Origin of the sequence: Mesorhizobium mediterraneum, assembly GCF_002284565.1 — a bacterium.
In the GTDB taxonomy this organism is placed as follows: domain Bacteria; phylum Pseudomonadota; class Alphaproteobacteria; order Rhizobiales; family Rhizobiaceae; genus Mesorhizobium; species Mesorhizobium mediterraneum.
Window position 1 is genome coordinate 1 of record NZ_NPKI01000048.1, and the last position, 25,231, is coordinate 25,231.

The following is a 25,231-nucleotide window of genomic DNA, read 5'->3' on the forward strand; positions in this document are numbered from 1 at the left end:
AGCGTGTTGTTGCCGTCGCTGTCATACTGGCCCGAGATCTGGCTGGCCGAGTCGGCCACTAGCGTGATCGCATGGTTGCCCGCCGTCGTCAGCAGCCCGGTCGCCGTCCCGCCCGCCAGGGCCAGCGCGTAGGTCACATTGGTTGTGAAGCCGTCGACCGCGCTCGCCGTGAAGGTCGGCGGCGTGATCGTCGCCTGGCTCTGCCCGCCAACCCCGCTCGCCTCGACCACCTCGGCGGCGCCAACCGTCGGCGCGGCCGTGATCGAGAGTGTCGGCCCGTCATCGTCGAAGTTGATGAAGGAGCCGACCTGTTCGTTGTGGGCGTTGGCTACAGCACCAGAAAAGTGCACCTCCTTGACATCGAAATAGTCTTTCTCGGTGTCGATATTCTTGATGGTGAAGCGGTCAAAGGTTCCGCCAGCCCCGCCTGCGGTCGTGAAGTCGACCGTCACGCCCTCGCCGACATCCTGAAGGATCAGTCCAGTGCCGCTGAGATCAACCGTGATGCCCAGGGCCGCGGCTGTTGTTGCGACGCCGTTCAGTTTGAAAGTCACTCCGGTGATATTGATCTCCGTATCGTTGTCATCACCGGGGAGATTAGCGCCTTCCGCGTTGTCGTCATTATTATAGGCGTGGATCTCGACGTCAGCCACGGTGTTGGTCGGCGTCGACTGCGAGACCGAGAAACCCGCGCCGGAGACGTTCTCGATGTGGGCGTCGTAGTCAGGCGCGGTTGGCGTGTTGGTAAAGTCCTTACCCGCGCTCTGGGTGCCGCCGCTGATCAGGTCGATCTGGAGCTCACGGCCAAAGCGCACGTCTTGAGATGCGACACCTAAGCCTTGCGTGCTGATGTTGACTTCAGCTTGCACGCCATTGTCGTGAGCCGTGACAAGAATCTTCTGCGGGCTCGCTACGTCGGCGTCGAGGATATACCAATTGTTGTGTCCAGGAGGGGCGTCACCAAGCTGGCCGAAATTGACCACGGTGGTCCCCGTGACAGAGGCGAACACCCTGTCAGTCAGATCGATGCGGTCGTCCGGGTTGCTCTCGTCCGGATGGAGCAACGGCACATACTGGACCGTGTACAGGTTCGCATTGGTGTTGCTGGTGCTGTTCAGCCCAAGCGAGAAGGCGAGCGGACCGGTTGGGTCGGGCGCGACGGTCCCGTCAGAGGTACCGATGACGCCGATCACGACGTTTGCATGAGTTGGGTCTTGGAACAGCCAGACATAATTGCCATCGACCGTCTGAATGTCGCTGTTCACGCCGACGGTGGTGGAAAACGGGGTTCCATTGAGGTTCTGGGAGAGAACGACCGAGGTGATGGTTTCCCCTGCACTCGCCGAGGCGACCACGAAGTCGGTCTGGAAGGCGACCTCCGGTGAGGTCAGCCCGCCCGCATCGTCGAGACCTAGGAGATATTGCAGCGTGGGATCGGTGCTGTGCGGCGAATCCAACGGGTTAACATCATCGTCCTCGACCTGAAGACCGGTGGTCTCGTCGATGATGATGTCTTGAGCTACGATGTCGATTGCCATGGAGATTCTCCTTGGTTAAAACGCTTCAAGAAAAAGGGATCCACCCCCAGACGCCGGAATTGCACCTACCCGAGTGCATCGGTCGCGTCCTGAATTGCAGCCCTCGAACCTATTGTGTCGCCGATGGAGAGGACGCGTCCATTCTCGGTTCGATAGTATTGTGGTGAATAACCGCACCCTGATCGAACGATATACATCCTTCGATTTATCGAGCGCCGACAGGCGCTTGCGGATGACCGCGTTGGTGTAACGGGCGATCGATATGCTGTGGGTTTCCGGCCTGTGGCCGATATCATGTTGACGCAGCGGCCTCGACGCTTGGCCGAAGGTGATGGTCAAAGCCCGCTCTTGTGACTTGTCCCCGGGTGATCGGCAGCTTTGTCAAACGTCGCCCAGGCCAATTCAGCCCTGCTGCTGAGGTGGAGCTTTTCGTAGACGTGGTGCAAGTGCATTTTCACCGTGCCCTCGGATACGTGCAGCTGCTCGGCGATGTTCTTGTTGCGGAACCCGCGCACGACGAGGCTGGCGACTTCGGCCTCACGTCCTGTAAGCCTCGGCTCGGGATGATGCTGAGATATCGGCATCAACAGATGCTGGAGGATGTTGTTGTCGACCCATTTTCGACCGGCCGCCACGACATTTACGCATTCGACAAGATAGCTATGGCTGATGCCGTCCAGCAGCAAGCCGTCGGCGTCGAGCTCCTGTATGTCCTTGACGCCGAACCCGCCGTTTGGTTGCAGGATGAAAATTATGCCCAGCGCGCTGTTCATAGTTCTCAGTCGAGAGGAGAGACTGGCCGTCTGCTGACTGGCGATGTCCACGCCTATGACGACAATATCAGGCCGATGGCGCTCCACATGCGGGACAACGTCAATTATGCGATGGCAGTTTGCCACAACGCTGTGGCCAGCCTTCCGCAGAACCCACTCCAGACCGGCGAGATAGACTCCCCGCGGGTCCGCAACAACCAAGGTTGACATGCGAACACCGTCCCCAAAAAAACGCACGACTTACTTAATTATCAATGAATCAAGGAAAGCAGAGCTCCAAGCGATTGTCAAGAAATCACTAATATACCTGTAGCTATAACAGTAACCCAGGCTAGGGCCATGCCGGGCCCGGCTGCCCTAGCCTGGCACGCATGTGTAGCATCGATACCACGGCTGATGCGGCGCGCTTTAGGCCGACCGGGTGCGCGCCCTCGTCGATCTGCTGGTGTCGGGCGAAAGAGAGCGCGCGCGTAGCGGCTGGTTTCCACGTCAGGCATGCTTGCTCCGGTTGGCCCAACCTGGACGAATGGCGGACTTCCAGCCGTCGCGCCATGTCAAGTTCTGCCCAGGCGACATTCAAGCAAAAACCCGCCCCGGTCCCCGGAGCGGGTCTGTTGCCTGAGGCGGAGCTCAACACGTGTCCGCACAGCAAGGTCGCCTTGGGTTGCTGAAGATCTGGTTAACCGGCCAAATTTGATTCAAATCCGCTTGTGGATATTTGCCTTCGGGTAAGTCGAGATGGCCATCCTTGTCGGACGGCGGGCAAAAGGAGAATCCATGACTAGCGACTTTGCCGCCGCCCACCTCCATCTTGAACGAGCCTGCCACTATTTGCGCGGCGATGACGAGACGAGCAGCATGGCTCGTGCGGCTCTGGATATTTTGATCGATGCAATTGTCGCGGCCCAGTACAAGCGTCCGCCCGCAGACGTGGTGGAATTTCCCAGAACGGCAACGCGGCGATAGTCGGCGAGCGGTCCAGAGAGCCGCACGGAACCAGCCGACCGATCGCCTGCGTCGGCAGGCGATTTCCCTCGGGATCGGAGAGGTCCAGCGTCCGATCTGCTCTACATTTCGAGTTCGGGCCGCACTCTTGTGCCTCTGTTCCTGCGAGAGAGGCGGGCGTATTCTTGCCGCCGACCAATGCTCTGAAATTATCTCGGGGAGGAGACGGCGATGGCTGAGGCAACGCGTCACGACGCCTGGCAGGCGGGGGATAGCTACGACCTCTATATGGGGCGATGGAGCCGTCAGATCGCTCCACTGTTCCTGGACTGGCTCGATCCAGCGGAGGGGCTGGATTGGCTGGAGGTGGGTTGCGGAACCGGGGCGCTGTCGGCAGCCATCCTGGCGCGCTGCAACGCCAGGAGCTTGGTGTCCATAGATCCATCGGAGGGTTTTCTCGCCAAGGCGCGGGCAAACGTGCCGGACAAACGCGTCGAGTTTCTCGCAGGCGATGCGCAGGCCCTGGCCATGGAATCCGGCAGCAAGGACATGGTCGTGTCGGCGCTTGTTCTCAACTTCATCCCCGACAAGGAAAAGGCGCTCGCGGAGATGGGGCGGGTGGCCCGCCGCGACGCGACGATTGGGTTCTATGTCTGGGATTATCCTGGTGGCGGGGTGGAATTCATGCGGGCCTTCTGGACCGCTGCGGCGGCGCTCGACCCCGGCGCTGTCGACCTTACCGAGGACAGGCGCTTTCCGTTCTGCACACAAGACGGATTGACCGATCTCGCCAGGAAGGCCGGTCTGGTTTCCGTCGACTCCACCCGGCTTGAAATGCCGGCCGTATTCAAGGATTTTGACGACTACTGGCACCCCTTCACCCTGGGTGCGGGACCCGCACCCGGCTATTGCATGAGCCTCGCCCCCGCAGCTCGCCAGAAATTGATGGAGAGGCTCCGTGAGAGTCTGCCGCGCGGCGAGGACGGGTCGATTCCCCTGAAAACGAGAGCCTGGGCGGTCAAGGCCAAGGTTCGCTGATGACAGCGAGCCCACGTCGCGACAGACCGACAGGCCGCCAACTATAGCCTGTCCTGCGCAAAGTTCGGGTTGACCGGCTTTGCACGTGAAGCGACTATTCGTCTGGACGGCCGAGGTCGTCATGCCGGCGTCAGGAGGAGATACGATGGACGAGCCCGATCGGTGGCGTCACATGTCAAGCGCGCCAAGGGATGGCAGCCGAATCCTGGTCACGGTTCGGCCCTCCGAACAGGGGCCGGCGGAAGTCGACCTGGCTTACTGGTCTCGAGCCGACCAGTTCGGCAGCGAGGGCTGGCGCGCGTCCGACTCGTCTCCAGGACGCGTGGTTGAATACGCCGAACCCGAGCTGAAATGCTGGATGCCGCTGCCGACAGCCAATCTGAGCAAGGGTTCATTGCCGAGCCCCTGGGACGAAGAAGATGTCCCGCTGCTGGATGGATCGGGGATATGAGGTGAGCGGGAAGGGCTAATTTCAACGGGCCGGCGGGACAGCGCCCCCCTCTGTCCTGCCCTCTTTGCCAACTTGGCATCTCCCCCACGAGGGGGGAGATTGGCAGCTTCGCCGTCGGCTCCCTCAGAACAGGAACGCAGCCGTGGTGGGGTTCGGCCCGGTGCGACCGTCTGATGAGTCCATGCCTCGAATGAGCGCAAGGTCTGCCGCGTCCAGCTCGAAATCGAAGACATCGAAATTGGCGGCGATCCGGTTCTGGTGGACCGACTTTGGAATGACGATCAGCCCTTCCTGAAGGTGCCATCTGATGATCACCTGCGCCACGGACTTGCGATGTTTTCCGGCGAGCTTTTCAAGGGTCGGGTCGCTCAATAGCCGGCCGCTGCCCAGCGGGCTCCAGCTTTCGATGCGGATGTCGTGCGTGCTATGAAAATCTCTGATGCCGCGCTGTTGAAACCGGGGATGAAGCTCGATCTGGTTGACCGAGGGCGTGACCCCGGTCTCGCCGATGATCCGCTCCAGATGGTCCTGGTTAAAATTCGAAACGCCGATCGACTTGATTCGGCCGGATTGCCTGAGTTCGATCAGGGTCTTCCACGCCTCGACATATTTATCCTGGCTGGGCACTGGCCAGTGGATCAGAAACAGGTCGATCTTTTCGATCCCGAGCTTGCTCATCGTCTCGTCGAAAGCCCGAAGGGCGGCGTCACGCTGATGCGCGCCGTTGCGCAGCTTGGAGGTGATGAACAACTCGCCTCTCGGCACGCCAGCCTTGCGGATCGCCTGCCCGACGCCTTCCTCGTTCCGGTAGCCTTCGGCGGTGTCGATCAACCTGTAGCCGGCCTCGATTCCCCAACTCACCACTTGGCTCGTGATGGCTGGATCGACCTGCCACACGCCAAGGCCGATCTGGGGAATGGCTGAGCCATCGTTCAACGTGATCTGTTCAGGTTTACTCAGGGTAATCTGTTCAGGCATGCTCAGGTCCTTCTGCATCCTTTCGCCCCAGCGCAGTGCTTATCTAGGCTCGGTGCCCGCCAAGGCCAGTCGACAGGCGGAGAAAGTAGAAGTGCTCCGTGACACGGTCCTGGAGATCAATAAATTGGACCGGGAGATGGCACGCCAATCCGGATCAATCTCGAAAAGTCCGGCGAAAGGCCTGACTCCCGCGCACGGCCGTCAATGTGGGCCAACTCCCTCAAAACCGACATCGGCAAGCGGCTATCGAGCGCGCCCCGTGCATACGCATATTCTGGAAGATAGCCATTAACGATCAGGCGCCAGTCAAGAGGGACCACGTCACCGACGGCTCGCATCATCTTGACGATCGTGGTCGTGCAGTTCGTCGTGATGGAATTATAGAACTCCGGCGTCGTGGAAAGTGCATTTGCGTCCAGGACGTATTCCAGCAAGAGCGCCCGGGCCGCGTCCGGTGACACTTTTAGCCGATAGATTTGGACGTCCTCTCCACGAACGTTTGACCTGACGCCGACGACGTCTCGCTCATCAGCCGCAATAATGACCAGGGGATTGCTCTTGAACAGGTCTGCCATGGGTGAAAACTTGCCGCCTGCACGGCGCCGCACCTCAATCGACCAGGCAAGGTAGTCACCTCCTGCAAAGCCGAAGCTTATGATGACATGGGCGATTTTCGTCCCGGACCAATAAGACATGAAGAGGTCGACCGTCTGAATGTTGGAGAGGTCGTAGGTCCGCGTTGTCCAGCGTTCGGTGAAATCAGTGTCGCTACGCCATTCGAAGTCGCGCACGTCCGTCAGCGTCAACAGATTCCCGTCGCGGGTGCCGGTCACCTGACGGGCGACATCGGGCGCCCAGTCCGCGTGATCGAAAGGTCTGATGGTGCTCCACCAGACCAGAACCACAGCAAACGCAGCCACAAACAGGACAAACGCCCTGATACGAAACCGGCTGAAGAGCGCGATGACGGTGGCGAGGCCGAACAAGATGAAAAGGACACCGGCCACAGCCCGTCCAAGCTCGGCCACGGGCAGGCGATACCACATGGCAAGTCCGACCCAGGCAGTCAAGATTGCGACGGCTAGCGAAAGGATGATCGCAAGCGAGATCCTAGCGATGCGACGCATTCATTCCCCCTCTGGCGGGCTGCCCTCCGGCGGCCTGTCATTGCCTGGATGCCATTTCTCACGGGACGTTCGAAGGCAACTCCATATGTCCATATTGGAGCACAATCGGTCTGATACTCCAACTCGGCGCCCACCCCGAGTCGCGACCAGCTAGCCGTTCATCATTGGTACCCGGCGGGCCAACATGGTATGATGTGGCGGCAACCAACGCAGTCCCAAGTGACTGTCAGGTGGGTTGAGTTAGGCAACGCTTTCGGTCGTTAAGTCCGACCGGCCGATTATGCTCGGCGCTGGAAGTTTCGCACAAAAGCAACCGCCCGCAACGTTGTATCTGGCTGCCACAGATGCCGCGAAGCTGGCCACGTGGGAGGATATCGTGATCAAGAAACTCGCTTTCGTTTTGTCATGCGCTGCCGCCTTTTGCGTGACGTCCGCCTTTGCGCAGGACAAAAATCTCGAGAAACTTGGCGGCTTCAAGACTACCGGCACACCGATGATGGAGCCGATCCCGCAGACCGGGGAAAACGCCGAAGCCCTCAAAGCCATTGCAGCGAAGGTCAAAGTCCCTGATGGCTTCAAGGTCAATCTCTATGCCATCGTTCCCGACGCGCGTCATATGGCCGTAGGGCCACAGGGCGTGGTGACGTTCGTCGGTACCCGCAAAGAGCTGGTCTATTCCATGACCGACCGCGACAAGGATCGCGTCGCCGATGATGTGAAGGTCTTTGCACCCTCAATCAAAATGACAGTCCCGAACGGCGTTTGTTTCTCCAGAGATGGCCACCTCTATCTCGTCGAGCAGAACCGCGTATTGTGGTTCCCGGGCGCCGAGTTTTTTTATGAAGGTCCCGATGTCGCGGCTTTCGCCATCGTGAAGCAAGGCGAGCTGATACCCGCCTCCGACGAGAGCTACAATCACACGGCCCGAACCTGCCGCGTCGGACCCGATAACCGCATCTATATTACCATCGGCCAGCCCTTCAATGTGCCAGCGCCCGAACTGCTCCCGGAATTCGAGAAACTGGGCATCGGCGGCGTCATAAGCATGAAGCAGGACGGTACCGACCGCAAAATTTATGCGCGCGGAATGCGCAATCCTCTCGGCCTGGATTTCAATCCAAAGGACAAGACACTTTGGGTGAACGACAATCAGGTCGACGGCATGGGCGACACCATCCCCCCGGGTGAAATGAATCATGTTACCGGGCCGGACCAGAATTTTGGCTTCCCCTGGTATGGCGGCGGCAAGACCCGTACGGTTGAGTACAAGGACGCCAAAGTGCCCGAAGGCGTGATCTTCCCAGAGGTCGAGCAGGAAGCGCACGCGGCCGATCTCGGGCTGTCGTTCTATACCGGCAAGCAGTTCCCGAAAAATACCGGGGCGGCATCTTCTCAACCCAGCACGGTTCCTGGAACCGCGTGGAGCCGGTGGGCGCTCGGGTAATGTTCACCTCGCTCAAGGAGGACGGCACGGCGGGCAAAACTGAAGTATTCGCTGACGGCTGGCTGAGCGAGAATGGCGAGTATCTCGGCCGTCCTGTCGATGTTCAGATGCTCATCGACGGTTCGCTGCTGGTGTCCGACGATTTAGCAGGGGCCGTCTGGCGGATTTCCTACGGCGATTAAACGACTTAACCAGGCGGCGGACTTCTGCCGCTGCCTGGCTCATTTCCCTATTGATATAGGAGTCCGGGGTGCGGAGTTTGATCGTAAGTCTGGCTGCGCTCTTTGCCTGTTCGTCTCTTGCGGAGGCCGGAGGTGATGCCGCTTCGGGCAGAAAGGTCATGCTGAAGTGCCAGGTTTGCCATGGCAAGGATGGCATCGCCAAGCTGCCCGAGGCGCCGAACATAGCAGGGCAAAAGGAGGCTTATCTGGTCAAGGCGTTGATGGCCTTCAAGGCGGGCGAGCGCAAGAACGAGCAGATGACTGTCGTGACCAAGGGCTTGAGCGATGAGGATATAGCTGATGTCGCCGCTTATTACTCATCGATCAAGATCACCGTTCAGGTTCCGCCATGAGACCAGGCTCGCAGAGCGTCCGCCGCCTGGCTACGTCACCGAGCGATCACGGGTTCCATCCGCCGCTGCCGTATTGACGGGTAATGATCTCGAGAAGGTGACCGTTCGGGTCCTCGAAATAAACACCGCGGCCGCCGTCGTGGTGATTGATCTGGCCCAGCTGCGCCCGGCCAGGGTCAGCCCAGTAGGGGAGCGCCCGTTCACGAATCCTACCGAATATCGCGTCGAATTCGGCTTCGCTGACCAGGAACGCATAATGCTGCGGCGTGATTTCGCCTGAGGTATCCATGTAGTCGAGGTTGGCACCGTTTTCGGTCGTGACCATCTGGAAAGGTCCCCAGCGCCTCGGGGCTGGAAGGCCGAGCATTTCCGCCAGGAATTTTGCCGACGCCTCGCTGTCGCGGGCCGACAGTATCGTGTGGTTGAAATCGATAGCCATGCCATCACTCCCTTTGATCTCTTCTCGCGCGTCGTTGTTCCACGACTGAAGCGACGCTGCACGAGATGGGGTCGAAGGGCATGATGCTCAAGCTGGCGTGGCAACATGCCCGATGACCTGCACGGGGCCAGCTTCATGAATACGGGCGATGATCATTTCGCCGCTATCCGGCACCTCGCCGGTCAAGCCGGTGATGTTGACCTGATGCGTGACAAGAACGGCTGGTCCACCGAAACGCTGCCCGCGGAGCCAGGCCGAAAGGGCAGCGGTGTGCTCCTTTGCGGCCGCACTGTCGCCGAAGAACGAATTGAGCAACTCAAGAGGCACAACTTTGCCCAAACCGAGCAGGCGAGCAGTGTCGAGGCAACGACACCACTGGCTCGAATAGACGGCTGCCGACGAGATACCATTTGCACGGAACAGGTCGCCGATCGCGCGGGACTGCGCACGACCTTCTGCCGACAGATTCCGCTGTGTGCTGCAATCACCGAGCCTGAAGCCAGGGGAATCGCCGGAGCCCGGGGCGGCAGCATGGCGCAACAAGGCGATAGCTTTTCCGGATCGCAGGGCTGCCCAAAGTGGCTCGGAGGCTTGTGCCTTGCCGAAGGCAGCCGCTCCGAGCGACAGGACCAGAAATCGCCGACGTCCAATTCGCATCTTGCTTCTCACCTTATCCGATAGGGCTGTCGAATGAGAAGGCTTTTCGCTGGAAGCCTGTCATTCGATGGATGTCGGCCGAACCGGAACAATGATATTCTGCGGGAGCATTCGGAGAGGCGACTGCATTGACCGAGAACTTGGAAGCCGAAGGGACGAGAGGTTGGTCGAATCTGCTGCTCGCGGCAGAACGGGGCGATGCGGAGGCTGTTCGAGCGGAGTTGGCGGCCGGCGCCAATATCAACGAGGCGGACGGCGGCGGCTGGTCAGCACTTCATCTCGCAGCCCTCAACGCCCGCACCGCGGCGGTCGAGGCGTTGATCGAACACCCAACTGTCGATGTGAACTCCAGAAACACATGGAAGAGCACGCCTTTGAGCCTCGCTTCGGCCAAGGGCCACTACGCATCCATTCTAGCTCTCGTGAAACATCCCGAAATAGAGATCAATGCAAGAGCCGAATACTACGGCAGGACGGCCCTTATCGAAGCAGCAAAGAACGGGCATCTGGATGTCGTTAAGCTGCTTGTCGAGAATGGCGCCGACGTGAATCTGAGTGATAAGACCGGAAGAAACAACGCGCTTATCGAGGCTATCAAGGGACGGCACTACGACGTCGCGGGATACCTGCTTGATTCTCGGAAAGTGAACTTTCTCAACAAGGATATGAGACTGAACGCCCTGATCTGGGCTGGAAGCTGCCATAACCCTCAACTCATCGAAAAGCTGGAAACCTCGATTCATACTTTCTTCGAAGGCAAGTGAAGGTTTCGCTCCGCTTCCGCCGCAGTGACCCTGTCCGTGGTCTTGCGCTAGCCGAGTCCTCGATCGCCGCAGGTCGCCTGTGGAGCCCTCTTCCAAAATCATTCAACCAAATGGTTGACTGTCTGAAAGCGCGCGTCTATATTCAACTACATGGTTGAATTAGAGACACCCCAGATGGACTCGGTCTTTCACGCGCTTGGCGACGCCACCCGCCGGCACATGCTTCGCGATCTCGCCGGCGGCGAGCGAACGGTGACCCAGTTGGCGCAACCCTTCGCCATGTCACTTGCCGCCGCCTCCAAGCACATCAAGGCGCTGGAGAACGCAGGGCTTATCCGCCGAGAGGTGAGGGGCCGGACGCATGTCTGCCGGCTCGAACCCGGACCGCTGGCCAGCGCCCATCAGTGGCTGGGCTTCTACGAGCGCTTCTGGACCAGCCGTCTCGACGTTCTCGAACGCCTCCTTCGCGAGGAGGACGCACGCAAAGCCCAGGATCGTTCCAAGAAATCGCCCAACTCAAAAGAAGGAGACGACCAGTGAACCAGATGAAAAGCATCGAAGCCTATGGCGAGCTGACCGAGCCCGCCACGTTCACCATTCAACGCCTTTTGCCCGGTCCTATCGAGCGCGTCTGGGCTTATCTCACCGAGAGTGACTTGCGCCGGCAGTGGATGGCTGCGGGCCAGATGGAAATGAAGGCCGGCACGTCGTTCGAGCTCGTCTGGCGTAACGACGAGCTGACCGATCCGCCTGGCCAGCGCCCCGCAGGTTTTCCCGAAGAGCATCGGATGGAGGGCCGCATTACCGAACTCGATGCGCCGCGCAAGCTCGCGATCACCTGGGGAAACACCGGCGGAGTTTCCTTCTTGCTGGAGCCGGAGGGCAATGATGTGCTGCTCACCGTCATCCATCGCCGGCTGCCGGAACGCGCAACCCAGCTCAACGTCACCGCCGGCTGGCACATGCACCTCGACATGCTGGCCGCCCGCCTCGCGGGCAAGACGCCGACCTCGTTTTGGGATGGCTGGAGCCGCCTGCGCGAAGAATACGACCGCCGCCTGCCGGCCTGACACGATCGCGTCGGCCAGCCCTGAAGTCACCGCCGAGCCTCCACCGGCATCCGCCCCTGGAAAGCTCGCACACCAGCAACGAACCGACGATGAGACGTGCTTGCATTTCGCAAGCCCGATGGAGGAAGTCATGCGCAAATTGATCACCGGAATGAAGATTTCCCTCGACGGCAAGATGGAGGGACCCGAGGGATACGCGGATTGGGTCGACGCATGGTCGGAGGAATACGGCCTGATGCCGCAAATCGACGCCTGTCTGCTCGGGAGCGCCATGTATGCCGGCTACGAGCGCTATTGGACCGCGATACAGAACGAGCCGGACAAGCCGCTGCCGATGACCGGCAAATCGCCGACGCCGGCCGAGCTCGAATGGGCCCGCTTTGCCGAACAGACCCCGCATTATGTGCTGTCGAACACGATGACTTCGGCGCTGTGGCCAAAGACGCGCTTCGTGCGCACCTTCGAGGACATCGCTGCCCTCAAGCAGCAGCCCGGCAAGGACATCTATCTCATGGGCGGCGCCCGAATGACCGCGAGCCTCATCGATGCTGGGCTGGTGGATGAACTGCGGCTGATCGTCTATCCGCTGCTCGTCGGCGACGGGAAGGCGCTGTTTGCGACGACGCAAAATCGTCGTGGGCTCGAATTGCGGAAGGTCGGGCAGCTTTCGGATGGGCGCGTGAGCCTGGTCTATGGAATTGGCTAACTCAGCCGGTCTTCGCAGACTTCGCAGCGCTGAGGCGCAGGTGCAACTGAACGACCGCAAAGGGTCGGGGCGAGCTTCGCGTCGGCAAGGTCCAATCATGACACAATCCGCACCATCGCGGAGCTTGCCCCATTGCATCCACCAAGGGTGTTGGCCTTTCCTGCGTCGGCCTGTACTATGAACAGGTGAATGCAGGGGAGGAGCTGGAGCGTGCGACCGGATCGGACTCTCCGCCGTTGGGGGATGTGGGCCTTCATCGCCGTCATGATGCTTTCGCCGCATGCGGCGTCGGCCGACACCATTACGCCGGACCGGATCGCGGCAGCCCTGTCGAAGCTCGAGGCGCTCGCCGAAGGCGTCGTCGCGGATGGTGGGGTGCCTGGTCTCGCCATCGGGGTCGTCCATGACGACAAAGTGGTCTTCCTCAAGGGGTTTGGGCATCGCGAGGCCGGCAAACCGGAGGTCGTCGATGCCGACACGGTGTTCCAGATCGCCTCCCTGTCCAAGCCGGTCTCCGCCACTATCGTTGCGGCACTGGTCAGCGGGGAAATCGTTTCCTGGGATGCGAAGATCGCCGACCTCGATCCGGCCTTCCGGCTCGCCGAACCCTATCCGACCAGTGAGCTCACGGTCCGCGACCTGTTCGCCCACCGCAGCGGACTTCCCGGCACCGCTGGCGACGACCTCGAGGACATTGGCTACGACCGCGCGGAGATCCTGCGCCGTCTGCGGTTCGTCTCGCCATCGTCGAGCTTTCGTGCCGGCTACTCCTACAGCAATTTCGGCCTGACCGAGGGTGCCGTCGCTGCTGCCAGGCCGACGGGCAAGCCTTGGGAGGAGATCGCCGAGGAGAAGCTCTACCGTCCGCTTGGAATGACCTCGACCAGCTCCCGTCATGCGGACTTCATCAAGCACGCCAATCGCGCCGCGCTCCACGTCAAGATCGACGGCGTCTGGGCCGCGAAGGTAAAGCGCGACCCGGATGCGCAGGCGCCCGCGGGCGGCGTCAGCTCCACGGCACGCGATCTCTCGCAATGGGTGCGCCTCGTGCTCGGCAATGGGGTCTATGCCGGCGAGACCCTCATTAAAGCCGACGCGCTGGACCAGACGCATATTCCCCTGATGGCGCGCGGCAAGAATCCCGTCTCAGGCGGCACGTCCTTCTACGGCCTCGGCTGGAATATCGAATTCGGCCGGCATGGCCTGAGCTGGGGCCATGCCGGCGCCTTCAGCGTTGGCGCACGCACCTTGGTGACGCTCTTCCCGGAGGAGAAGCTTGGCATCGTGATTGTCGCCAACGCCTTTTCGACAGGGGTGCCGGAAGGGCTGTCCGACAGCTTCGCCGATCTCGCCTTTGACGGAACGATCGAGAAGGATTGGGTCAAGGCATGGGATGACACCTATGCGAGCCTGTTCGGCCCGGCGGTCGCGGCGGCCAAGGCCACCTATGCCGCGCCACCGTCTCCGGCAAGGCCAGCCGGACCGGCCAGCGCCTATGCAGGCCGTTACTCCAACGACTTCATCGGCGATGCGGTCGTATCCAGTGCGGGAGACGCTCTTGTGCTCAAGGTCGGGCCAGCCGGCGCGCGGTCCTATTCATTGAAGCATTTCGACGGCGACCTGTTCCTGAGCTTCCCGGACGCCGAGACGCCGGACAGGCCCGCCGGCGTAGGCTTTGTCGTCGGCCCCGACGGCAAGGCGTCGGCCATGACCATAGAGTTTCTCGACGACAATCATCTCGGCACACTGCGGCGCGTGGGAGATTAGGGTCAAAACCCGATCAATCTGAACGACCGAGTTCGATCCCATCTCGGCCGTTCATGTCAGGAAGTGACGGCTCTGAAAGCTGACCTTGCAGGTGGCCGTCGTCATGGATCATATCTGTCGCAGAAGTCGGGTGCAGAACTGTCGTTTTAATCGGGAGTTTCGCGACAAAGCACTCGCCCGCAATCAGCCCATAGCGGACAAGCTATGCCAGCATCGAAAGGTCAGTTGGCTCTGGTTCTGCACCCGCTGCTGTTAACATCGCGTGGACCTGACCCCGGTGGTGGGTCTGATGGTTGAAGAGTTCAACAACACAGAGAGCCTTTGGCTTCTCGATCCGCGTTGAACCTCCCCCAGGATACCAAACAACCATCCCGTTGAGGTCCGCGTCGAGCAATCGTGCTGCCCACTCTTCGATTTCCTCGTTCCGTTGCAAACGGAGCGTCTTGAAGTCATCCCAATCCGATGGGCTTGTGAGGGAGTGCTTGACGGTTTCCTCTGGGCGCTCGTTCCCCTTTATTCGCTGTAGAATCAGGGCATCGGCCCAATAAAAATGGTTCAACGTAGCTGCGATTGATTGGAAGAACGCACCTCGATCCTTCCAGCGATCCACATTCGTGAGCCCATCAGCGGCAGTTACCAAAGAGGTATTTTGCCAAGTGTTGTAACGGGCCATGAGTCGGCAGTATCCGGATGAGATCATTTTCTCGGGCTCCAATGGTTATCGATTTTCGGTGGAGAATGACCGCTGGTCTCAACTCAGGACGCCGGGCCGAACTGGAGCAATTTGAAGCAATCGCCGCTTCCCGATTTCAACTGCGTCAGGAAGGGTTTCGACCGGTCGATCCACTCCTGGTGCGACTTGGCATCGGCTTCGATCTCGTTGACCGGTCCAAGGTTGACGAAGTTCCGCCCCTCGCTGAAAAGCCAGCACGCACGGCCGAGAAGTCTCCTGCTGCGCTGGCGCAAGAGGTCGGCATCATAAAAGATGTCGAGCACCTCCTGCTTGATCTTTCGCTGCTTTTCAGGATTTGCGATCGCAGCCTCGATTGACTCTCCACCGATCGCATCCTGCAGGTCCTTGTAGTCGAGGGCGAGCTGCGTGGTGGCATATTTGATCTCGCTCTCATCCCGGACGATGTTGAACCACAGCGAGGGATCAAGTTCGTTGACGACGAACGATGCTTCGAAATCGCGCGACAAATTCAGGATCTCGAACGCTTGAACCTCAACGTCGCGCTCAACCAAAAAGATACTGGCGACCTGCTTGCCTAGTTCCGCCCCGTGTGCGCTGATCGCGGTGTTCGTTCCACCGAGTTCCGGGCTGACGTAGGGCCCGCCATCGTCCAGCAGTGCATCGAATTCGCCGAGGTATTCGACCACGGCGGCGCCGCGAGCAACGCGCGCGGCCAGTTTGGCGAGAACCAGCTGGAGTTCCGTTTCGCGTTTGCGCTGGTCCTGATAATTCTGCTGAAAAAAGAAGATGAACAGGGAAACGCCAATGCCGATCAGGATGACGCCGAGTTGGGAAAAGATGTTGCGATAATATTCCAACAGCTTTTCACGATGGCGTATGTCGTGGCGCACATTGTGCGCCACACGAACATTCACGATCAGCGAAAGGATCAGGAGCCCGGCTCCGACCAGGATGAGGCCGCCGATGAGGAAATAGCCTTGGCCTGAGTTGAAATCCATCCCTTTGCCGCGTCCCTGAAGCCCCAGACCGCGCAGACTAATACCATTCGGCCTCAACACCTACATGTTCACAGGGGCGTCAACATCCGGAAAATGACCCCAAAACGACCTTCAGCTCCGCTGCGCTCAACGTCAGCAATCGGTGAAAGGGGAACGTTGCACGACAAATGAACGGCAGATCAGGCAACCACGGACAAGATGGAAGGTCAGCCCGCAGTCGCGTTGAGGGCGTCCTCAATACGCCCGAGTGAAGCCACCATCGTGTAGAATGTTCAAACCTGTCATGTGATCAGTGAGGGGCGACAATAGGCCCTCGACGACGACGGCAACTTCAGACGGCGTCCCATACTTTTTGAGTGGGATATTGTCGGTCTCGACCGCAATCCTTTGTTCAAAGGTCACGCCGGCATCTAGCGCACGCCTGCCAATCGCATCCCGATACCAGGGCGACAGCGTGCCGCCGAGTGAAAGAGTGTTCACATGAATACCTCTTTCGCCCAGCGCAAAGGCAAGCGTCTTCGCTTCTCCAAGCCAAGCGGTGCGGATGACGTTGGCGGTTGCATAGTGGCTAAGAACCTGAGCCGAAGAAATGCCGGAAATGATCACAACCTTGCAGCGACGGCCTGCTTCGGGGGCCGGTTCCATCCGACCGATAGCCGACTTCAACAGGGACAACGGCCCAATGAAGCTTGTCTGAAACAGTGTTCGCCAGACCTCTGGCTCGGGCATAGGGTCAGCGGACGAATGCGGTTGGGGCGGCATAAGAACCACCCCATCAAGCTTCAGGGCGGAGGTGGCGAGGTGTCGATCGAACTCGACCAATGCGGCATCGGATGCCATATCAACCGGTATGGCCTCATGCGAACCGTCGGCTGGTGCAGGCAGGCTCGAAACCAGCGACTCAAGTCGCACCTGATTACGGGCCGCTAGCATCAGCCGAGTGCCACTGGCCGCAAGGCGCTCGCAGATTGCTTGCCCGATCCCACCTGTTGCCCCAGTCACAAGTATGGTCGACATCACACCACCCCGCCAGTTTCGAGCACTATACCTTTGCAGTCTGGGAAAGCCATTGGCACTGCCGCAGGAAGGTCTTGCGAGTGACGCGGCGGATCGCGACACCCGCGACGCTGACTGCCAACGTCGGGCAATGGCGCTCGGCGCTCTTTCCGATTGACCTATTAATCGGCGCGGGAAGTCAGCTGGAAGGCGGATCTCAGTCTCTTAGACCGAAACGCCAAGAGGCATCGAATAAGGGCAGCAGCCGCATTCAGGCGAGCTTGAGGATGTCATCTCGGCGCGGCAAGCGCGCGGCTCTCATGCACGACTGTCAGCCGGTCATCGATCATCTTCGCACGATCAACGATCAGCACCGTTTAGGCCTCATGGACCTGCGGTCCATGCCGCAGTCATTTTCTTCCTGCTCTCCCGCTATCGGGATCATGCCCGGTGCATGCACCGGGCGTTGCTGCGATTTACCCGTCAGGACCTGTGTTTACCTGCCCTCGGCCGTTGCGTCGGCGCTGCCACGCTGGGCGTTAGCGCCGTCGCTCTGTTGCTCGGCCCACCCACCCGGACCGGTCGGAAAGCTCGGCTCTCCTTCCGCCTCTAGGCTCTCGTGGAACTCAGTGGCAGGTCTTCCTGGGTATTCGCGGCCGCTCGACAGGTGCCCTTGATGACCGGGATGGAGCGATGCGTCATCGTTGCGGGCATGGTCCGGCGGTTCGGCATAGGCTGCCGTGGCAAACAGCGATCCGGCGCCGACGAAGAGTGCAAATGCGAGAACGTGCTTCATTGTGCTGTCCTCCAGTATTTGGACTCCAGATGCAGATAGAGCCTATCCAGGCTGTGTGAAGGGCAGCTTGGAATGAGATTGACTAAGGGGGCAGCACCTGCACATCCCCGGGCGTGCAAGTATGGCTTGCCCGATTTCGGCAATATCGACGATCCAAGCCTCGAGCCGATGATGTCTTCGGCGAACCGCACCGGCCGTCCGCGCAAGGCGACAGGCTGGCGTTTCGATTAGACGCCCTTAGGCGTCGCTTTCGAACACCAGCCTGTCGCGCGCCGCCCGAGTACTATCTTTCATCTTGAAGGACAGCTTTGTGCCCGAAGCGGCCAAATATCAGATGGAGATATTCGACCATGTGCGGGGGGCAGTGCTAAAAGGTGGGTCAGTGCTAAAAGACGACGAGCGGGTTTACGGGCGACCTGTCGTCCCGTGTATTCAATTGTAACGAAAAATTCCCAGCGCTGGCTTTGGCGCTTTATGGATGACGTGTGGCTGCTGCCGTCCGCCGGTTTCTACGCTTGATGAGGCTAGGGAAGCAAAATGAGCGATGTGGACGAACACCTCGATCTGACGGAGATCAACGCCGTCCGCAGTTTGTTGACGTCAAAGCCACGACCGGTGAGCTGGGACGAACGCCGGGCACGGCTCGACGAGGTTGGTTCGGTGTGGCCGATTGCGGACGACATCCGGTGCGAGGATGCGGTTTTCGATGGCCTCGAGGGAGAGTGGTCCCTCGCGCCTGAGAGCGACAGGGATAAGGTTCTGCTCTTTTTCCACGGTGGTGGCTACTGCTCCGGTTCTCTCAAAAGTCATCGTCGAATGGTGACCGAGGCAGGTCGAGCAATGGGAATGCGCACCCTCGCGATCGATTATCGACGCGCACCGGAACATCCTTTCCCTGCGCAACATGAAGACGCGCTCACCGCATGGCGCTTTCTGAGCCGGCAAGGCATCGCGCCGGATCGCATCGTGGTTGGCGGAGACAGTGCGGGCGGCAACCTCACCCTGTGCTTGGCCGGTATATTGCGCGCGGCAGGGGAGCGGCTGCCGCGATGTCTTTGGCTGGTTTCGCCCTGGACGGACCTTTCGATGTCCGGCGCGACACTATCAACTAAGGACGCGATCGACCCTATCATCCACCGGGCGTATTTGGAGGAACTGGCAACCGCCTATGTTCCCTATGGCGTTGGTCGGCGCGATCCCCTGATCTCGCCGTTGTTCGCCGATCTGAGCGGATTTCCACCAATGCTGATACAAGTCGGTTCGGCCGAGACGCTGTTGTCGGACGCAACTCGGCTCGCGGAAGCCGCCGGCGCGGCTGACGTCAAAGCACGTCTCGAAATTTGGCCGCATATGATTCACGCTTGGCCGGTTTGGAATGCGGGGTTGAGTGCCGGTAGGCGCGCTCTTCAGAGCGCGGGCATGTTTGTCCGCGACTATCTATAACCCTTGGGTGGGGCAGCTGCCGGCGCAAAGCGGACTTCGTCCCAGCGCCGCGCTTTCGGCGGCCCAGCCTTCACCCGCTATCCTTCGCCGACCTGCCCGCCCCAAACCTCAGCCCATCCATCAGCAGCGATACCAGCCGACGCGAGCGGTCGCGCCAGTCGTCGGTGTCGGGCGCCGAATAGATGCCGCCCAGCGCGTGCAGCACGTCGGAAGCTTCGACGTCGCCGCGGATCGAGCCGTCGGCCACCGCCGCTTCGATCAGCTGGCGCAAGGCGAGTGACACCCGGCCGGACATGTCCGAGAACAGGGTTGAATTGGTGTTGAGCAGGATGCGCAGGCTGGTCGCCAGGCCGCGCTTGGTGGCGATGTAGTCGACGAAGCGCTGCATCCATTGTTCGAGCGCGATATCAGGCGGATGGTGAAGGGCAAGCTCGTCGGCGGCGTGGCACAGGCTTTCTACCTCGCGCCGGTAGACCACCTCGACCAGATGCTCGCGCGTCGGAAAGTGCCGGTAGAGCGTGCCGATGCCGACGCCGGCCTGGCGCGCGATCTCTTCCAGCGAGGCATCGACGCCATGTGCGGCAAAGGCCACTGCCGCGACCTCGACCAGCGCGTCGCGGTTGCGCTGCGCATCGGCGCGCAACGGTTTTGCCGCTGTCGCGTCGGGCTTGTCTTTGGCGGTTGCGGGCGGCTGTGAAGCCAATTTTTTCTCCACTGCAAATACGGGGCTTGAACCCGACGGGTTCAGCCCCCACGTAATAAACGGAGGCGCCTCCGTTTTAGTGGAGCACCTTTATCATATAATCAGGGGAACGCGTATGTCACGTGTTGAAAGCCTGCAAGCCGGCGAGAGCGTGATCTCCCCCCTTGAGGGGGAGATGTCGCCGAAGGCGACAGAGGGGGTCGGTTCGACCGGGCGCGGCCTCCTCCCTTCTCACGTTGGAGGTTGGCGCATTACGCGAGACGACCCCCTCTGGCCTGCCGGCCATCTCCCCCTCAAGGGGGGAGATTAGCCCTCACCACCGCCTCGCCGTCCCTTGGTGCCCTTGCCGCACCGCGTCAAGCAACTGGAGCCAGACGCCCCATGACAAGCAAAACCCGAATTCCCATCCAACTTCAAATCAACGGACATCGCCATGAACTGGAGGTCGAGCCGCGCGTCACGCTGCTCGACGCCTTGCGCGATCATCTCGGCTTGACCGGGACCAAAAAAGGCTGCGACCAGGGCCAGTGCGGCGCCTGCACCGTGCATATCGACGGCCAGCGCGTGCTGGCCTGCCTGACGCTTGCCGCCCAGGCCCAGGGCAGGGCGGTCACATCAATCGAAGGGCTTGCTGACGGCGACGGCACGCTGCACGCGGTCCAGGCCGCCTTCCTCGAACAGGACGCCTTCCAGTGCGGCTACTGCACGCCGGGACAGATCATGTCGGCGGTCGCCTGCATCCGCGAAGGCCATGCCGGCTCGGATGACGAGATCCGCGAATACATGGCCGGCAATCTCTGTCGCTGCGGCGCCTATCCGCACATCGTCGCCGCCGTGCGCCAGGCGGCACTGGAGGTTGCGTCATCCATGGAGACCGCGTCATGAGGGATTTTTCGTATCTGCGCGCCAATTCCGTCGATGCGGCATGCCAGGCGGCGGCGCTGCCCGGCGCCATGCTGCTCGCCGGCGGCACCACCCTCATCGATCTCGCCAAATGCGGCGTCACCGAACCCGAAACCGTGGTCGACATCAGCCATCTCAAGGGACTGGATACGATCACGGTCGATGACCGGGGCGTCACCATCGGCGCGCTGGCCAGGATGAGCAGCGTCGCCGACCATGCCGAGATAAAAAGCCGGTTCCCCGCCGTCTCGGAAGCGCTGTGGCAGGCGGCCTCGGCGCAGCTCCGCAATATGGCAACCATCGGCGGCAATCTGATGCAGCGCACGCGTTGCCCGTATTTCCGCGATCCGGCGAATTTTCCCGCCTGCAACAAGCGCACGCCCGGCAGCGGCTGCTCGGCGATCGGCGGCGTCACCCGCGGCCATGCCGTGCTCGGCACCAGCGAGGCCTGCATCGCCACCTATCCGGGCGATCTGGCGACGGCGCTGGTCGCCTTCGACGCAACAGTCCATCTCGGCGACCGCCAGGTCGCGGCCGACGACTTTTTTCTCCTGCCGGGCGCTACGCCCCACAGAGAGCATGCGATCGAGCCAGGCGAGGTGATCACCGCGATCAGCATTCCTGCTTCCGCCGCTGCGGGACGTTCGACCTATCTGAAAGTCCGCGACCGGCAATCTTATGAGTTTGCCGCCGCAAGTGCCGCCGTCGGCATCGAGTTCGAGGCTGACGGAAGGACGATCCGTGACCTGCGTGTGGCGCTTGGCGGTGTCGCCACCAAGCCGTGGCGGGCACGCGCCGTGGAAGAGGCGCTGAAAGGCAAGTTGCTGGAGGCTGATATCGTCAAGCAAGCCAGCCTGCTCGCCATCGAGGGCGCCGTCGACCACGGCGCCAACCATTACAAGATCGAACTGGCGCCGCGCGTCGTCGCCCGCGCCATCCTTAAAGTTGGAGAAACGGCATGACCGTTCACGAGATCAGAACCCGACAAAGTGAATCGAAGAGGGGCGACGCATCGGACGGCGCCATCTTTGCAGAGGCAGTGGGCGGGCGGCTGTCGCGCGTCGATGGCCCGGCCAAGATCACCGGTGCCGCAAAATACGCGGTCGAGCAGCAGCTCGAAGGGCTCAGCCACGCCGTTCTCGTCGAGAGCACGATTGCCGCCGGCAAGGTGCGGTCGATCGACACCGCCGCCGCTGAAAGCGCACCCGGCGTGCTTCTGGTGCTGACGCCGGACAATGTGTTGCGCCTCAACACCGCGACGGACTGGCTGGGCACGCCGCCGCCGGATGTTCCCTATTGCCCGCTGGCGCGCGACATCACCTTCAGCGGCCAGCATGTCGCGGCGGTGGTTGCCGAGAGTTTCGAGCAGGCGGTCGCGGCCGCGGCGCTGGTCAAGGTCAGCTATGACGAGACGCCGGCCATCGTTGATCTCGACGATCCAAAGGCCGGCGACGGCATTCCGGTCGACACGATGACCAAGGAATGGGGCGATGCACAAGCGGCTTTCACCGCCGCTCCGGTGCGCATCTGCGCCGCCTACAACACGCCGCGCGAATACCAGGCGCCGATGGAGCCGCATGGCCTGATCGCGCATTGGCAAGGCGACCGGCTGACGGTGTGGGAGCCCAGCCAATGGCTCGACGGCATGGCGCGGACCTATGCCGAATGGTTCGGCGTGCCGTTCGAGAATGTGCGCCTGGTCTCGCCCTATATCGGCGGTGGCTTCGGCTCCAAGGCGTTCGCCTACGGCTACGGCGCGGTGGCGGCGATGGCCGCGAAAATGCTGGGACGGCCGGTGAAGCTCGCGGTCACCAGGCCGCAGACCTTCACCGCCTATGGCGGACGGGCGGCAACGCGCCAGACGGTGGCGCTCGGTGCCGACGCAGAGGGACGGATCCAGTCGATCGTGCATCGCGGCGTCAACGAGACTTCGGTCGACGGCATGTGGGTCGAGCCGCTCGGCTCGGTCACTTCGATCATGTATGCGACGCCGAATTTCTCGTCGCGGCAGAATGTCGTGCGGGTGAACACCGTGGTGCCGGGTGCGTTGCGTGCGCCGGGCGAGAACCCGAGCGCCTTCGGCATCGAAAGCGCGATCGACGAGCTCGCCTATGAGGTCGGCATCGATCCGCTGGAAATCCGGCTCAGGAACTATGCCGAGCAGGATCCGGAGGTGAAGAAGCCGTGGTCGACGCGGCAGTTGCGGGAGGCCTTCGCGGTTGGCGCGGCAGCCTTCGGCTGGTCGAAGCGTCCACGCGAGCCGCGCTCGATGCGCGACGGCAATCAGCTGATCGGCTGGGGCGTTGCCGCCGGCACCTATCCGGTGCGGCGCGCCTATGGCGAGGCGATGGTGCGCATCCTCACCGACGGCTCGGTCGAGGTCGAAAGCTCGAGCATCGACATGGGGCAGGGCACCTATACGATCCTGGCGCAGACTGCCGCCGAAGTGGTGGGCGTGCCGGCTGAGAACGTCGTGGTGAAGCTGGGTGACTCCCGCTACGCCCGCGCCGGCGTCACCGGCGGGTCGCGGCTTGCCGGCGTGATGACCGGCGCCGTGCACAAGGCGGCGACTGCCGCGCTCGATGAGCTGGTCGGGCTGGCGATCAGCGATCCCAATTCGCCGTTCCATGCGCTGCAGGCCAACACGCTGGTCGTCAGTGAGGGCCGCATAAGGTCACCGCGCGGCGACGGTCCGGATGTCTCGATCGCCGAGCTGCTCGGCAGCGTCGGACGCGAGCAGATCGAGGCGATGGGCGATACCACGCCGGCCACTTGGACGGCGGAGGATCGCTACAAGAACAATACGACCATAACGATGGCGCTGCCGCATACCGAGGGCGACTATTCCCGCCACAGCTGGTGCGCGCATTTCATCGAGGTGCGCGTCGACGAGGACTTTGGCACGGTCCGCGTGTCGCGTGTGGTGTCGGCGCTGGATTCGGGCCGGCTCTACAATCCCAAGCTCGCCGAAAGCCAATGGAAGGGCGGCATCATCATGGGCATCGGCCAGGCGTTGCTGGAAGAAGGCATCGTGGACCGCCGCCATGGCCGCATCGTCAACAACAATCTGGCCGACTATCTCATCGCGACCAATGCCGACATCCCCGACATCGAGGTGATCTCGGTCGGCATCCCCGACCTGCATTCCTCGCTGCTCGGTGGCAAGGGCGTTGGCGAACTGGGCATCGTCGGCGTGGCGCCGGCGATCGCCAACGCGGTGTTCCACGCCACCGGCAAGCGGGTGCGGGATCTGCCGATCACGCTGGAGAAGCTGATTTAGCGGAGGCCGTGAAGTTGTCGATCTCCCCGTCGTGGGGAGATTGGCAGCTTCAACTACGGCGCCCTGTCCAGACTCACCACGACAGTGTGAAGGCAAGCTTGCCGAAATGCCGGCCGCCGGCCGCCATGTGTGCGTAGGCTTCGGCTGCCTGGTCCTGGCTGTACACCGTGTCGATGACCGGCTCGATACGGGCAGCGGCGATGGCGCGGGCGGCGTCGCGCAGGTCGGATACCGAACCGGTATTGTTGCCCACCACCTTGAGCGCCTTGACGATGATCGGCAGCAGGTTTGCGGTGGCCTCGGTGCCGGTGACGAAGCCGATGGTGAACACCGTGCCGCCCGAAGCGGCGGCGTTGATCGAGCGGGCGAAGGTGGCCGATCCGCCGGTCTCGACGATCAGGTCGGCGCCGATGCCGTCGGTCAATTCGAGCACTTTGGCGTCCCAGTCCGGCGTCGTGCGGTAGTTGATCAGATGATCGGCGCCGAGTGCCTTGGCGCGCTCCAGCTTGTCGTCCGACGACGAGGTGATGACGACGGTGGCGCCGGCCGCCTTGGCAAGCTGCAGGGTCAGGATCGAGACACCGCCAGTGCCGAGCAGGACGACGACCGACCCCGGCCCGACATCGGCGGCGCGGATCGCGTTCCACGCGGTGGTCCCGGCGATCGGCAGCGTCGCCGCCGCTTCGAAGGACAGATGCGCCGGCACCGGCACCACCGCATTGGCCGGCAGCGCGACATATTCGGCGAGCGATCCGGGCAGCGTCACGCCGCGCATCTCGGTCGTCTCGTAGGGGCGCGGACGGCCGCCGATCCAGCGCGGTTTTGCATGAGCGATGACGCGGTCGTTAACGGCGAGCCTCGACACGCCTTCGCCGATGCCAACGATCTCGCCGGCGCCGTCGACGACCGGAATGAGCGGAAAGCTCGGACCAGGATAATTGCCGCTCGCCACCGCGACATCGACGAAATTGAGGCTCGCGGCGCGCAGGCGGATCAGCACTTCGCCGCGCTGCGGCTCAGGTGTGGCAACGGTTGCCGCGCGAAAGGCGTCCAGTCGGGGTGCAGTCAGTTCGATGGCTTTCATGGTCTCACTCCGTTCGATGGCCCGGTTGATGGGGATTGAGTGAAACTAGCTGCTGCGCTATTC

General features: G+C 61.5%; 24 protein-coding genes and 3 pseudogenes. 15 read left to right on the forward strand and 12 right to left on the reverse strand.

Features of this window, described 5'->3' with window-relative positions; genetic code table 11:
- Together CIT25_RS33120 and CIT25_RS33125 are read right to left on the reverse strand one after the other, a co-directional pair.
- Positions 1-1,538: pseudogene (locus CIT25_RS33120) on the reverse strand (DUF5801 repeats-in-toxin domain-containing protein); the annotation flags it as partial.
- Between the two features lie 335 nt (positions 1,539-1,873).
- Complete coding sequence (locus CIT25_RS33125; RefSeq protein ID WP_095489329.1) at positions 1,874-2,521, reverse strand: response regulator transcription factor; 648 nt, start codon at positions 2,519-2,521, stop codon at positions 1,874-1,876.
- 567 nt (positions 2,522-3,088) lie between these two features.
- Between CIT25_RS33125 and CIT25_RS33130 the strand changes: the two genes are divergently transcribed.
- The 3 genes from CIT25_RS33130 (at position 3,089) to CIT25_RS33140 (ending at position 4,745) form a co-directional block, all read left to right on the forward strand.
- On the forward strand, positions 3,089-3,277 hold the full coding sequence (locus CIT25_RS33130; protein WP_095489350.1) for a hypothetical protein: 189 nt from the start codon (positions 3,089-3,091) through the stop codon (positions 3,275-3,277).
- A 210-nt stretch (positions 3,278-3,487) separates the two neighbouring features.
- A complete protein-coding gene (locus CIT25_RS33135; RefSeq protein ID WP_095489330.1) occupies positions 3,488-4,294 on the forward strand; it encodes a class I SAM-dependent methyltransferase in 807 nt (268 codons plus the stop codon).
- Between the two features lie 145 nt (positions 4,295-4,439).
- The gene (locus tag CIT25_RS33140) at positions 4,440-4,745 is read left to right on the forward strand and encodes a hypothetical protein (RefSeq protein ID WP_023799134.1); all 306 of its coding nucleotides are present in this window, start codon (positions 4,440-4,442) and stop codon (positions 4,743-4,745) included.
- Between the two features lie 123 nt (positions 4,746-4,868).
- On the opposite strand, the gene CIT25_RS33145 is transcribed toward CIT25_RS33140, so the two are convergent.
- Both CIT25_RS33145 and CIT25_RS33150 read right to left on the reverse strand, forming a co-directional pair.
- Positions 4,869-5,723 carry an aldo/keto reductase gene (locus tag CIT25_RS33145; protein WP_095489351.1) on the reverse strand — a complete coding sequence of 285 codons (855 nt, stop codon included), beginning with the start codon at positions 5,721-5,723 and terminating at the stop codon, positions 4,869-4,871.
- 116 nt (positions 5,724-5,839) lie between these two features.
- On the reverse strand, positions 5,840-6,850 hold the full coding sequence (locus CIT25_RS33150; protein WP_095489331.1) for an Lnb N-terminal periplasmic domain-containing protein: 1,011 nt from the start codon (positions 6,848-6,850) through the stop codon (positions 5,840-5,842).
- A 400-nt stretch (positions 6,851-7,250) separates the two neighbouring features.
- On the opposite strand from CIT25_RS33150, the pseudogene CIT25_RS33155 reads away from it, so the two are divergent.
- Together CIT25_RS33155 and CIT25_RS33160 are read left to right on the forward strand one after the other, a co-directional pair.
- Positions 7,251-8,476: pseudogene (locus CIT25_RS33155) on the forward strand (PQQ-dependent sugar dehydrogenase).
- A 68-nt stretch (positions 8,477-8,544) separates the two neighbouring features.
- Complete coding sequence (locus CIT25_RS33160) at positions 8,545-8,868, forward strand: c-type cytochrome (protein WP_095489332.1); 324 nt, start codon at positions 8,545-8,547, stop codon at positions 8,866-8,868.
- Positions 8,869-8,914: 46 nt separating this feature from the next.
- Here CIT25_RS33160 and CIT25_RS33165 read toward each other — a convergent pair whose 3' ends face one another.
- Together CIT25_RS33165 and CIT25_RS33170 are read right to left on the reverse strand one after the other, a co-directional pair.
- Positions 8,915-9,307, reverse strand: coding sequence for a VOC family protein (locus CIT25_RS33165; RefSeq protein WP_095489333.1), 393 nt, complete (start codon positions 9,305-9,307; stop codon positions 8,915-8,917).
- A gap of 87 nt (positions 9,308-9,394) precedes the next feature.
- The gene (locus tag CIT25_RS33170) at positions 9,395-9,964 is read right to left on the reverse strand and encodes a histidine phosphatase family protein (protein ID WP_095489334.1); all 570 of its coding nucleotides are present in this window, start codon (positions 9,962-9,964) and stop codon (positions 9,395-9,397) included.
- A gap of 128 nt (positions 9,965-10,092) precedes the next feature.
- Between CIT25_RS33170 and CIT25_RS33175 the strand changes: the two genes are divergently transcribed.
- From CIT25_RS33175 to CIT25_RS33195, 5 genes are all read left to right on the forward strand, one after another.
- Entirely contained in the window at positions 10,093-10,728 is a 636-nt protein-coding gene (locus tag CIT25_RS33175) for an ankyrin repeat domain-containing protein (protein WP_095489335.1), read from the forward strand.
- A gap of 150 nt (positions 10,729-10,878) precedes the next feature.
- A complete protein-coding gene (locus tag CIT25_RS33180) occupies positions 10,879-11,268 on the forward strand; it encodes an ArsR/SmtB family transcription factor (RefSeq protein WP_095489336.1) in 390 nt (129 codons plus the stop codon).
- Positions 11,269-11,273: 5 nt separating this feature from the next.
- The gene (locus CIT25_RS33185) at positions 11,274-11,798 is read left to right on the forward strand and encodes an SRPBCC family protein (protein WP_095489352.1); all 525 of its coding nucleotides are present in this window, start codon (positions 11,274-11,276) and stop codon (positions 11,796-11,798) included.
- A gap of 130 nt (positions 11,799-11,928) precedes the next feature.
- Complete coding sequence (locus CIT25_RS33190) at positions 11,929-12,504, forward strand: dihydrofolate reductase family protein (protein WP_095489353.1); 576 nt, start codon at positions 11,929-11,931, stop codon at positions 12,502-12,504.
- A 243-nt stretch (positions 12,505-12,747) separates the two neighbouring features.
- Positions 12,748-14,271: a serine hydrolase gene (locus CIT25_RS33195; protein ID WP_245330114.1), complete on the forward strand. Its 1,524-nt coding sequence runs from the start codon at positions 12,748-12,750 to the stop codon at positions 14,269-14,271.
- 202 nt (positions 14,272-14,473) lie between these two features.
- Here the strand turns inward: CIT25_RS33195 and CIT25_RS33200 are convergent, their stop codons facing one another.
- From CIT25_RS33200 to CIT25_RS33210, 3 genes are all read right to left on the reverse strand, one after another.
- The gene (locus tag CIT25_RS33200) at positions 14,474-14,971 is read right to left on the reverse strand and encodes a DinB family protein (RefSeq protein ID WP_095489338.1); all 498 of its coding nucleotides are present in this window, start codon (positions 14,969-14,971) and stop codon (positions 14,474-14,476) included.
- 56 nt (positions 14,972-15,027) lie between these two features.
- On the reverse strand, positions 15,028-15,963 hold the full coding sequence (locus tag CIT25_RS33205; RefSeq protein ID WP_095489339.1) for a hypothetical protein: 936 nt from the start codon (positions 15,961-15,963) through the stop codon (positions 15,028-15,030).
- A gap of 234 nt (positions 15,964-16,197) precedes the next feature.
- Entirely contained in the window at positions 16,198-16,980 is a 783-nt protein-coding gene (locus CIT25_RS33210) for an SDR family NAD(P)-dependent oxidoreductase (RefSeq protein WP_095489340.1), read from the reverse strand.
- An 80-nt stretch (positions 16,981-17,060) separates the two neighbouring features.
- Between CIT25_RS33210 and CIT25_RS38645 the strand changes: the two are divergent.
- Positions 17,061-17,360, forward strand: a pseudogene (locus CIT25_RS38645) (DUF4334 domain-containing protein); the annotation flags it as partial.
- Positions 17,361-17,455: 95 nt separating this feature from the next.
- Here CIT25_RS38645 and CIT25_RS37895 read toward each other — a convergent pair.
- Positions 17,456-17,755 carry a hypothetical protein gene (locus CIT25_RS37895; protein WP_095489341.1) on the reverse strand — a complete coding sequence of 100 codons (300 nt, stop codon included), beginning with the start codon at positions 17,753-17,755 and terminating at the stop codon, positions 17,456-17,458.
- 537 nt (positions 17,756-18,292) lie between these two features.
- Between CIT25_RS37895 and CIT25_RS33220 the strand changes: the two genes are divergently transcribed.
- Complete coding sequence (locus CIT25_RS33220; RefSeq protein ID WP_095489342.1) at positions 18,293-19,198, forward strand: alpha/beta hydrolase; 906 nt, start codon at positions 18,293-18,295, stop codon at positions 19,196-19,198.
- A 70-nt stretch (positions 19,199-19,268) separates the two neighbouring features.
- Here the strand turns inward: CIT25_RS33220 and CIT25_RS33225 are convergent, their stop codons facing one another.
- Positions 19,269-19,901, reverse strand: a complete 633-nt coding sequence (locus CIT25_RS33225) for a TetR/AcrR family transcriptional regulator (RefSeq protein ID WP_095489354.1) — start codon at positions 19,899-19,901, stop codon at positions 19,269-19,271.
- Positions 19,902-20,282: 381 nt separating this feature from the next.
- On the opposite strand from CIT25_RS33225, the gene CIT25_RS33230 reads away from it, so the two are divergent.
- Genes CIT25_RS33230 through CIT25_RS33240 form a run of 3 tightly spaced genes read left to right on the forward strand, consistent with a single transcriptional unit; the run spans position 20,283 to position 24,084 of the window.
- Positions 20,283-20,786, forward strand: a complete 504-nt coding sequence (locus tag CIT25_RS33230) for a (2Fe-2S)-binding protein (RefSeq protein WP_095489343.1) — start codon at positions 20,283-20,285, stop codon at positions 20,784-20,786.
- Positions 20,783-21,766, forward strand: coding sequence for an FAD binding domain-containing protein (locus tag CIT25_RS33235; RefSeq protein ID WP_095489344.1), 984 nt, complete (start codon positions 20,783-20,785; stop codon positions 21,764-21,766). Before CIT25_RS33230 ends, CIT25_RS33235 begins: the two co-directional genes overlap by 4 nt.
- On the forward strand, positions 21,763-24,084 hold the full coding sequence (locus CIT25_RS33240) for a xanthine dehydrogenase family protein molybdopterin-binding subunit (protein WP_095489345.1): 2,322 nt from the start codon (positions 21,763-21,765) through the stop codon (positions 24,082-24,084). The genes CIT25_RS33235 and CIT25_RS33240 overlap by 4 nt, the downstream gene beginning before the upstream one ends.
- Before the next feature lie 73 nt (positions 24,085-24,157).
- Here the strand turns inward: CIT25_RS33240 and CIT25_RS33245 are convergent, their stop codons facing one another.
- The gene (locus tag CIT25_RS33245) at positions 24,158-25,168 is read right to left on the reverse strand and encodes a zinc-dependent alcohol dehydrogenase family protein (RefSeq protein WP_095489346.1); all 1,011 of its coding nucleotides are present in this window, start codon (positions 25,166-25,168) and stop codon (positions 24,158-24,160) included.
- Positions 25,169-25,231: the final 63 nt, after the last annotated feature.

Excerpts from the sequence above, each read along its gene's own strand:
- CIT25_RS33190 (WP_095489353.1), top strand. The coding sequence starts at position 11,929 with ATGCGCAAATTGATCACCGGAATGAAGATTTCCCTCGACGGCAAGATG.
- CIT25_RS33145 (WP_095489351.1), bottom strand. The coding sequence starts at position 5,723 with ATGCCTGAACAGATTACCCTGAGTAAACCTGAACAGATCACGTTGAAC.
- CIT25_RS33150 (WP_095489331.1), bottom strand. The coding sequence starts at position 6,850 with ATGCGTCGCATCGCTAGGATCTCGCTTGCGATCATCCTTTCGCTAGCC.
- CIT25_RS33140 (WP_023799134.1), top strand. The coding sequence starts at position 4,440 with ATGGACGAGCCCGATCGGTGGCGTCACATGTCAAGCGCGCCAAGGGAT.
- CIT25_RS33195 (WP_245330114.1), top strand. The coding sequence starts at position 12,748 with ATGTGGGCCTTCATCGCCGTCATGATGCTTTCGCCGCATGCGGCGTCG.
- CIT25_RS33180 (WP_095489336.1), top strand. The coding sequence starts at position 10,879 with ATGGTTGAATTAGAGACACCCCAGATGGACTCGGTCTTTCACGCGCTT.
- CIT25_RS33205 (WP_095489339.1), bottom strand. The coding sequence starts at position 15,963 with ATGGATTTCAACTCAGGCCAAGGCTATTTCCTCATCGGCGGCCTCATC.
- CIT25_RS33185 (WP_095489352.1), top strand. The coding sequence starts at position 11,274 with ATGAAAAGCATCGAAGCCTATGGCGAGCTGACCGAGCCCGCCACGTTC.
- CIT25_RS33170 (WP_095489334.1), bottom strand. The coding sequence starts at position 9,964 with ATGCGAATTGGACGTCGGCGATTTCTGGTCCTGTCGCTCGGAGCGGCT.
- CIT25_RS33240 (WP_095489345.1), top strand. The coding sequence starts at position 21,763 with ATGACCGTTCACGAGATCAGAACCCGACAAAGTGAATCGAAGAGGGGC.
- CIT25_RS33220 (WP_095489342.1), top strand. The coding sequence starts at position 18,293 with ATGAGCGATGTGGACGAACACCTCGATCTGACGGAGATCAACGCCGTC.
- CIT25_RS33130 (WP_095489350.1), top strand. The coding sequence starts at position 3,089 with ATGACTAGCGACTTTGCCGCCGCCCACCTCCATCTTGAACGAGCCTGC.
- CIT25_RS33200 (WP_095489338.1), bottom strand. The coding sequence starts at position 14,971 with ATGATCTCATCCGGATACTGCCGACTCATGGCCCGTTACAACACTTGG.
- CIT25_RS33235 (WP_095489344.1), top strand. The coding sequence starts at position 20,783 with ATGAGGGATTTTTCGTATCTGCGCGCCAATTCCGTCGATGCGGCATGC.
- CIT25_RS33135 (WP_095489330.1), top strand. The coding sequence starts at position 3,488 with ATGGCTGAGGCAACGCGTCACGACGCCTGGCAGGCGGGGGATAGCTAC.
- CIT25_RS33245 (WP_095489346.1), bottom strand. The coding sequence starts at position 25,168 with ATGAAAGCCATCGAACTGACTGCACCCCGACTGGACGCCTTTCGCGCG.
- CIT25_RS33165 (WP_095489333.1), bottom strand. The coding sequence starts at position 9,307 with ATGGCTATCGATTTCAACCACACGATACTGTCGGCCCGCGACAGCGAG.
- CIT25_RS33125 (WP_095489329.1), bottom strand. The coding sequence starts at position 2,521 with ATGTCAACCTTGGTTGTTGCGGACCCGCGGGGAGTCTATCTCGCCGGT.
- CIT25_RS33230 (WP_095489343.1), top strand. The coding sequence starts at position 20,283 with ATGACAAGCAAAACCCGAATTCCCATCCAACTTCAAATCAACGGACAT.
- CIT25_RS37895 (WP_095489341.1), bottom strand. The coding sequence starts at position 17,755 with ATGAAGCACGTTCTCGCATTTGCACTCTTCGTCGGCGCCGGATCGCTG.
- CIT25_RS33210 (WP_095489340.1), bottom strand. The coding sequence starts at position 16,980 with ATGTCGACCATACTTGTGACTGGGGCAACAGGTGGGATCGGGCAAGCA.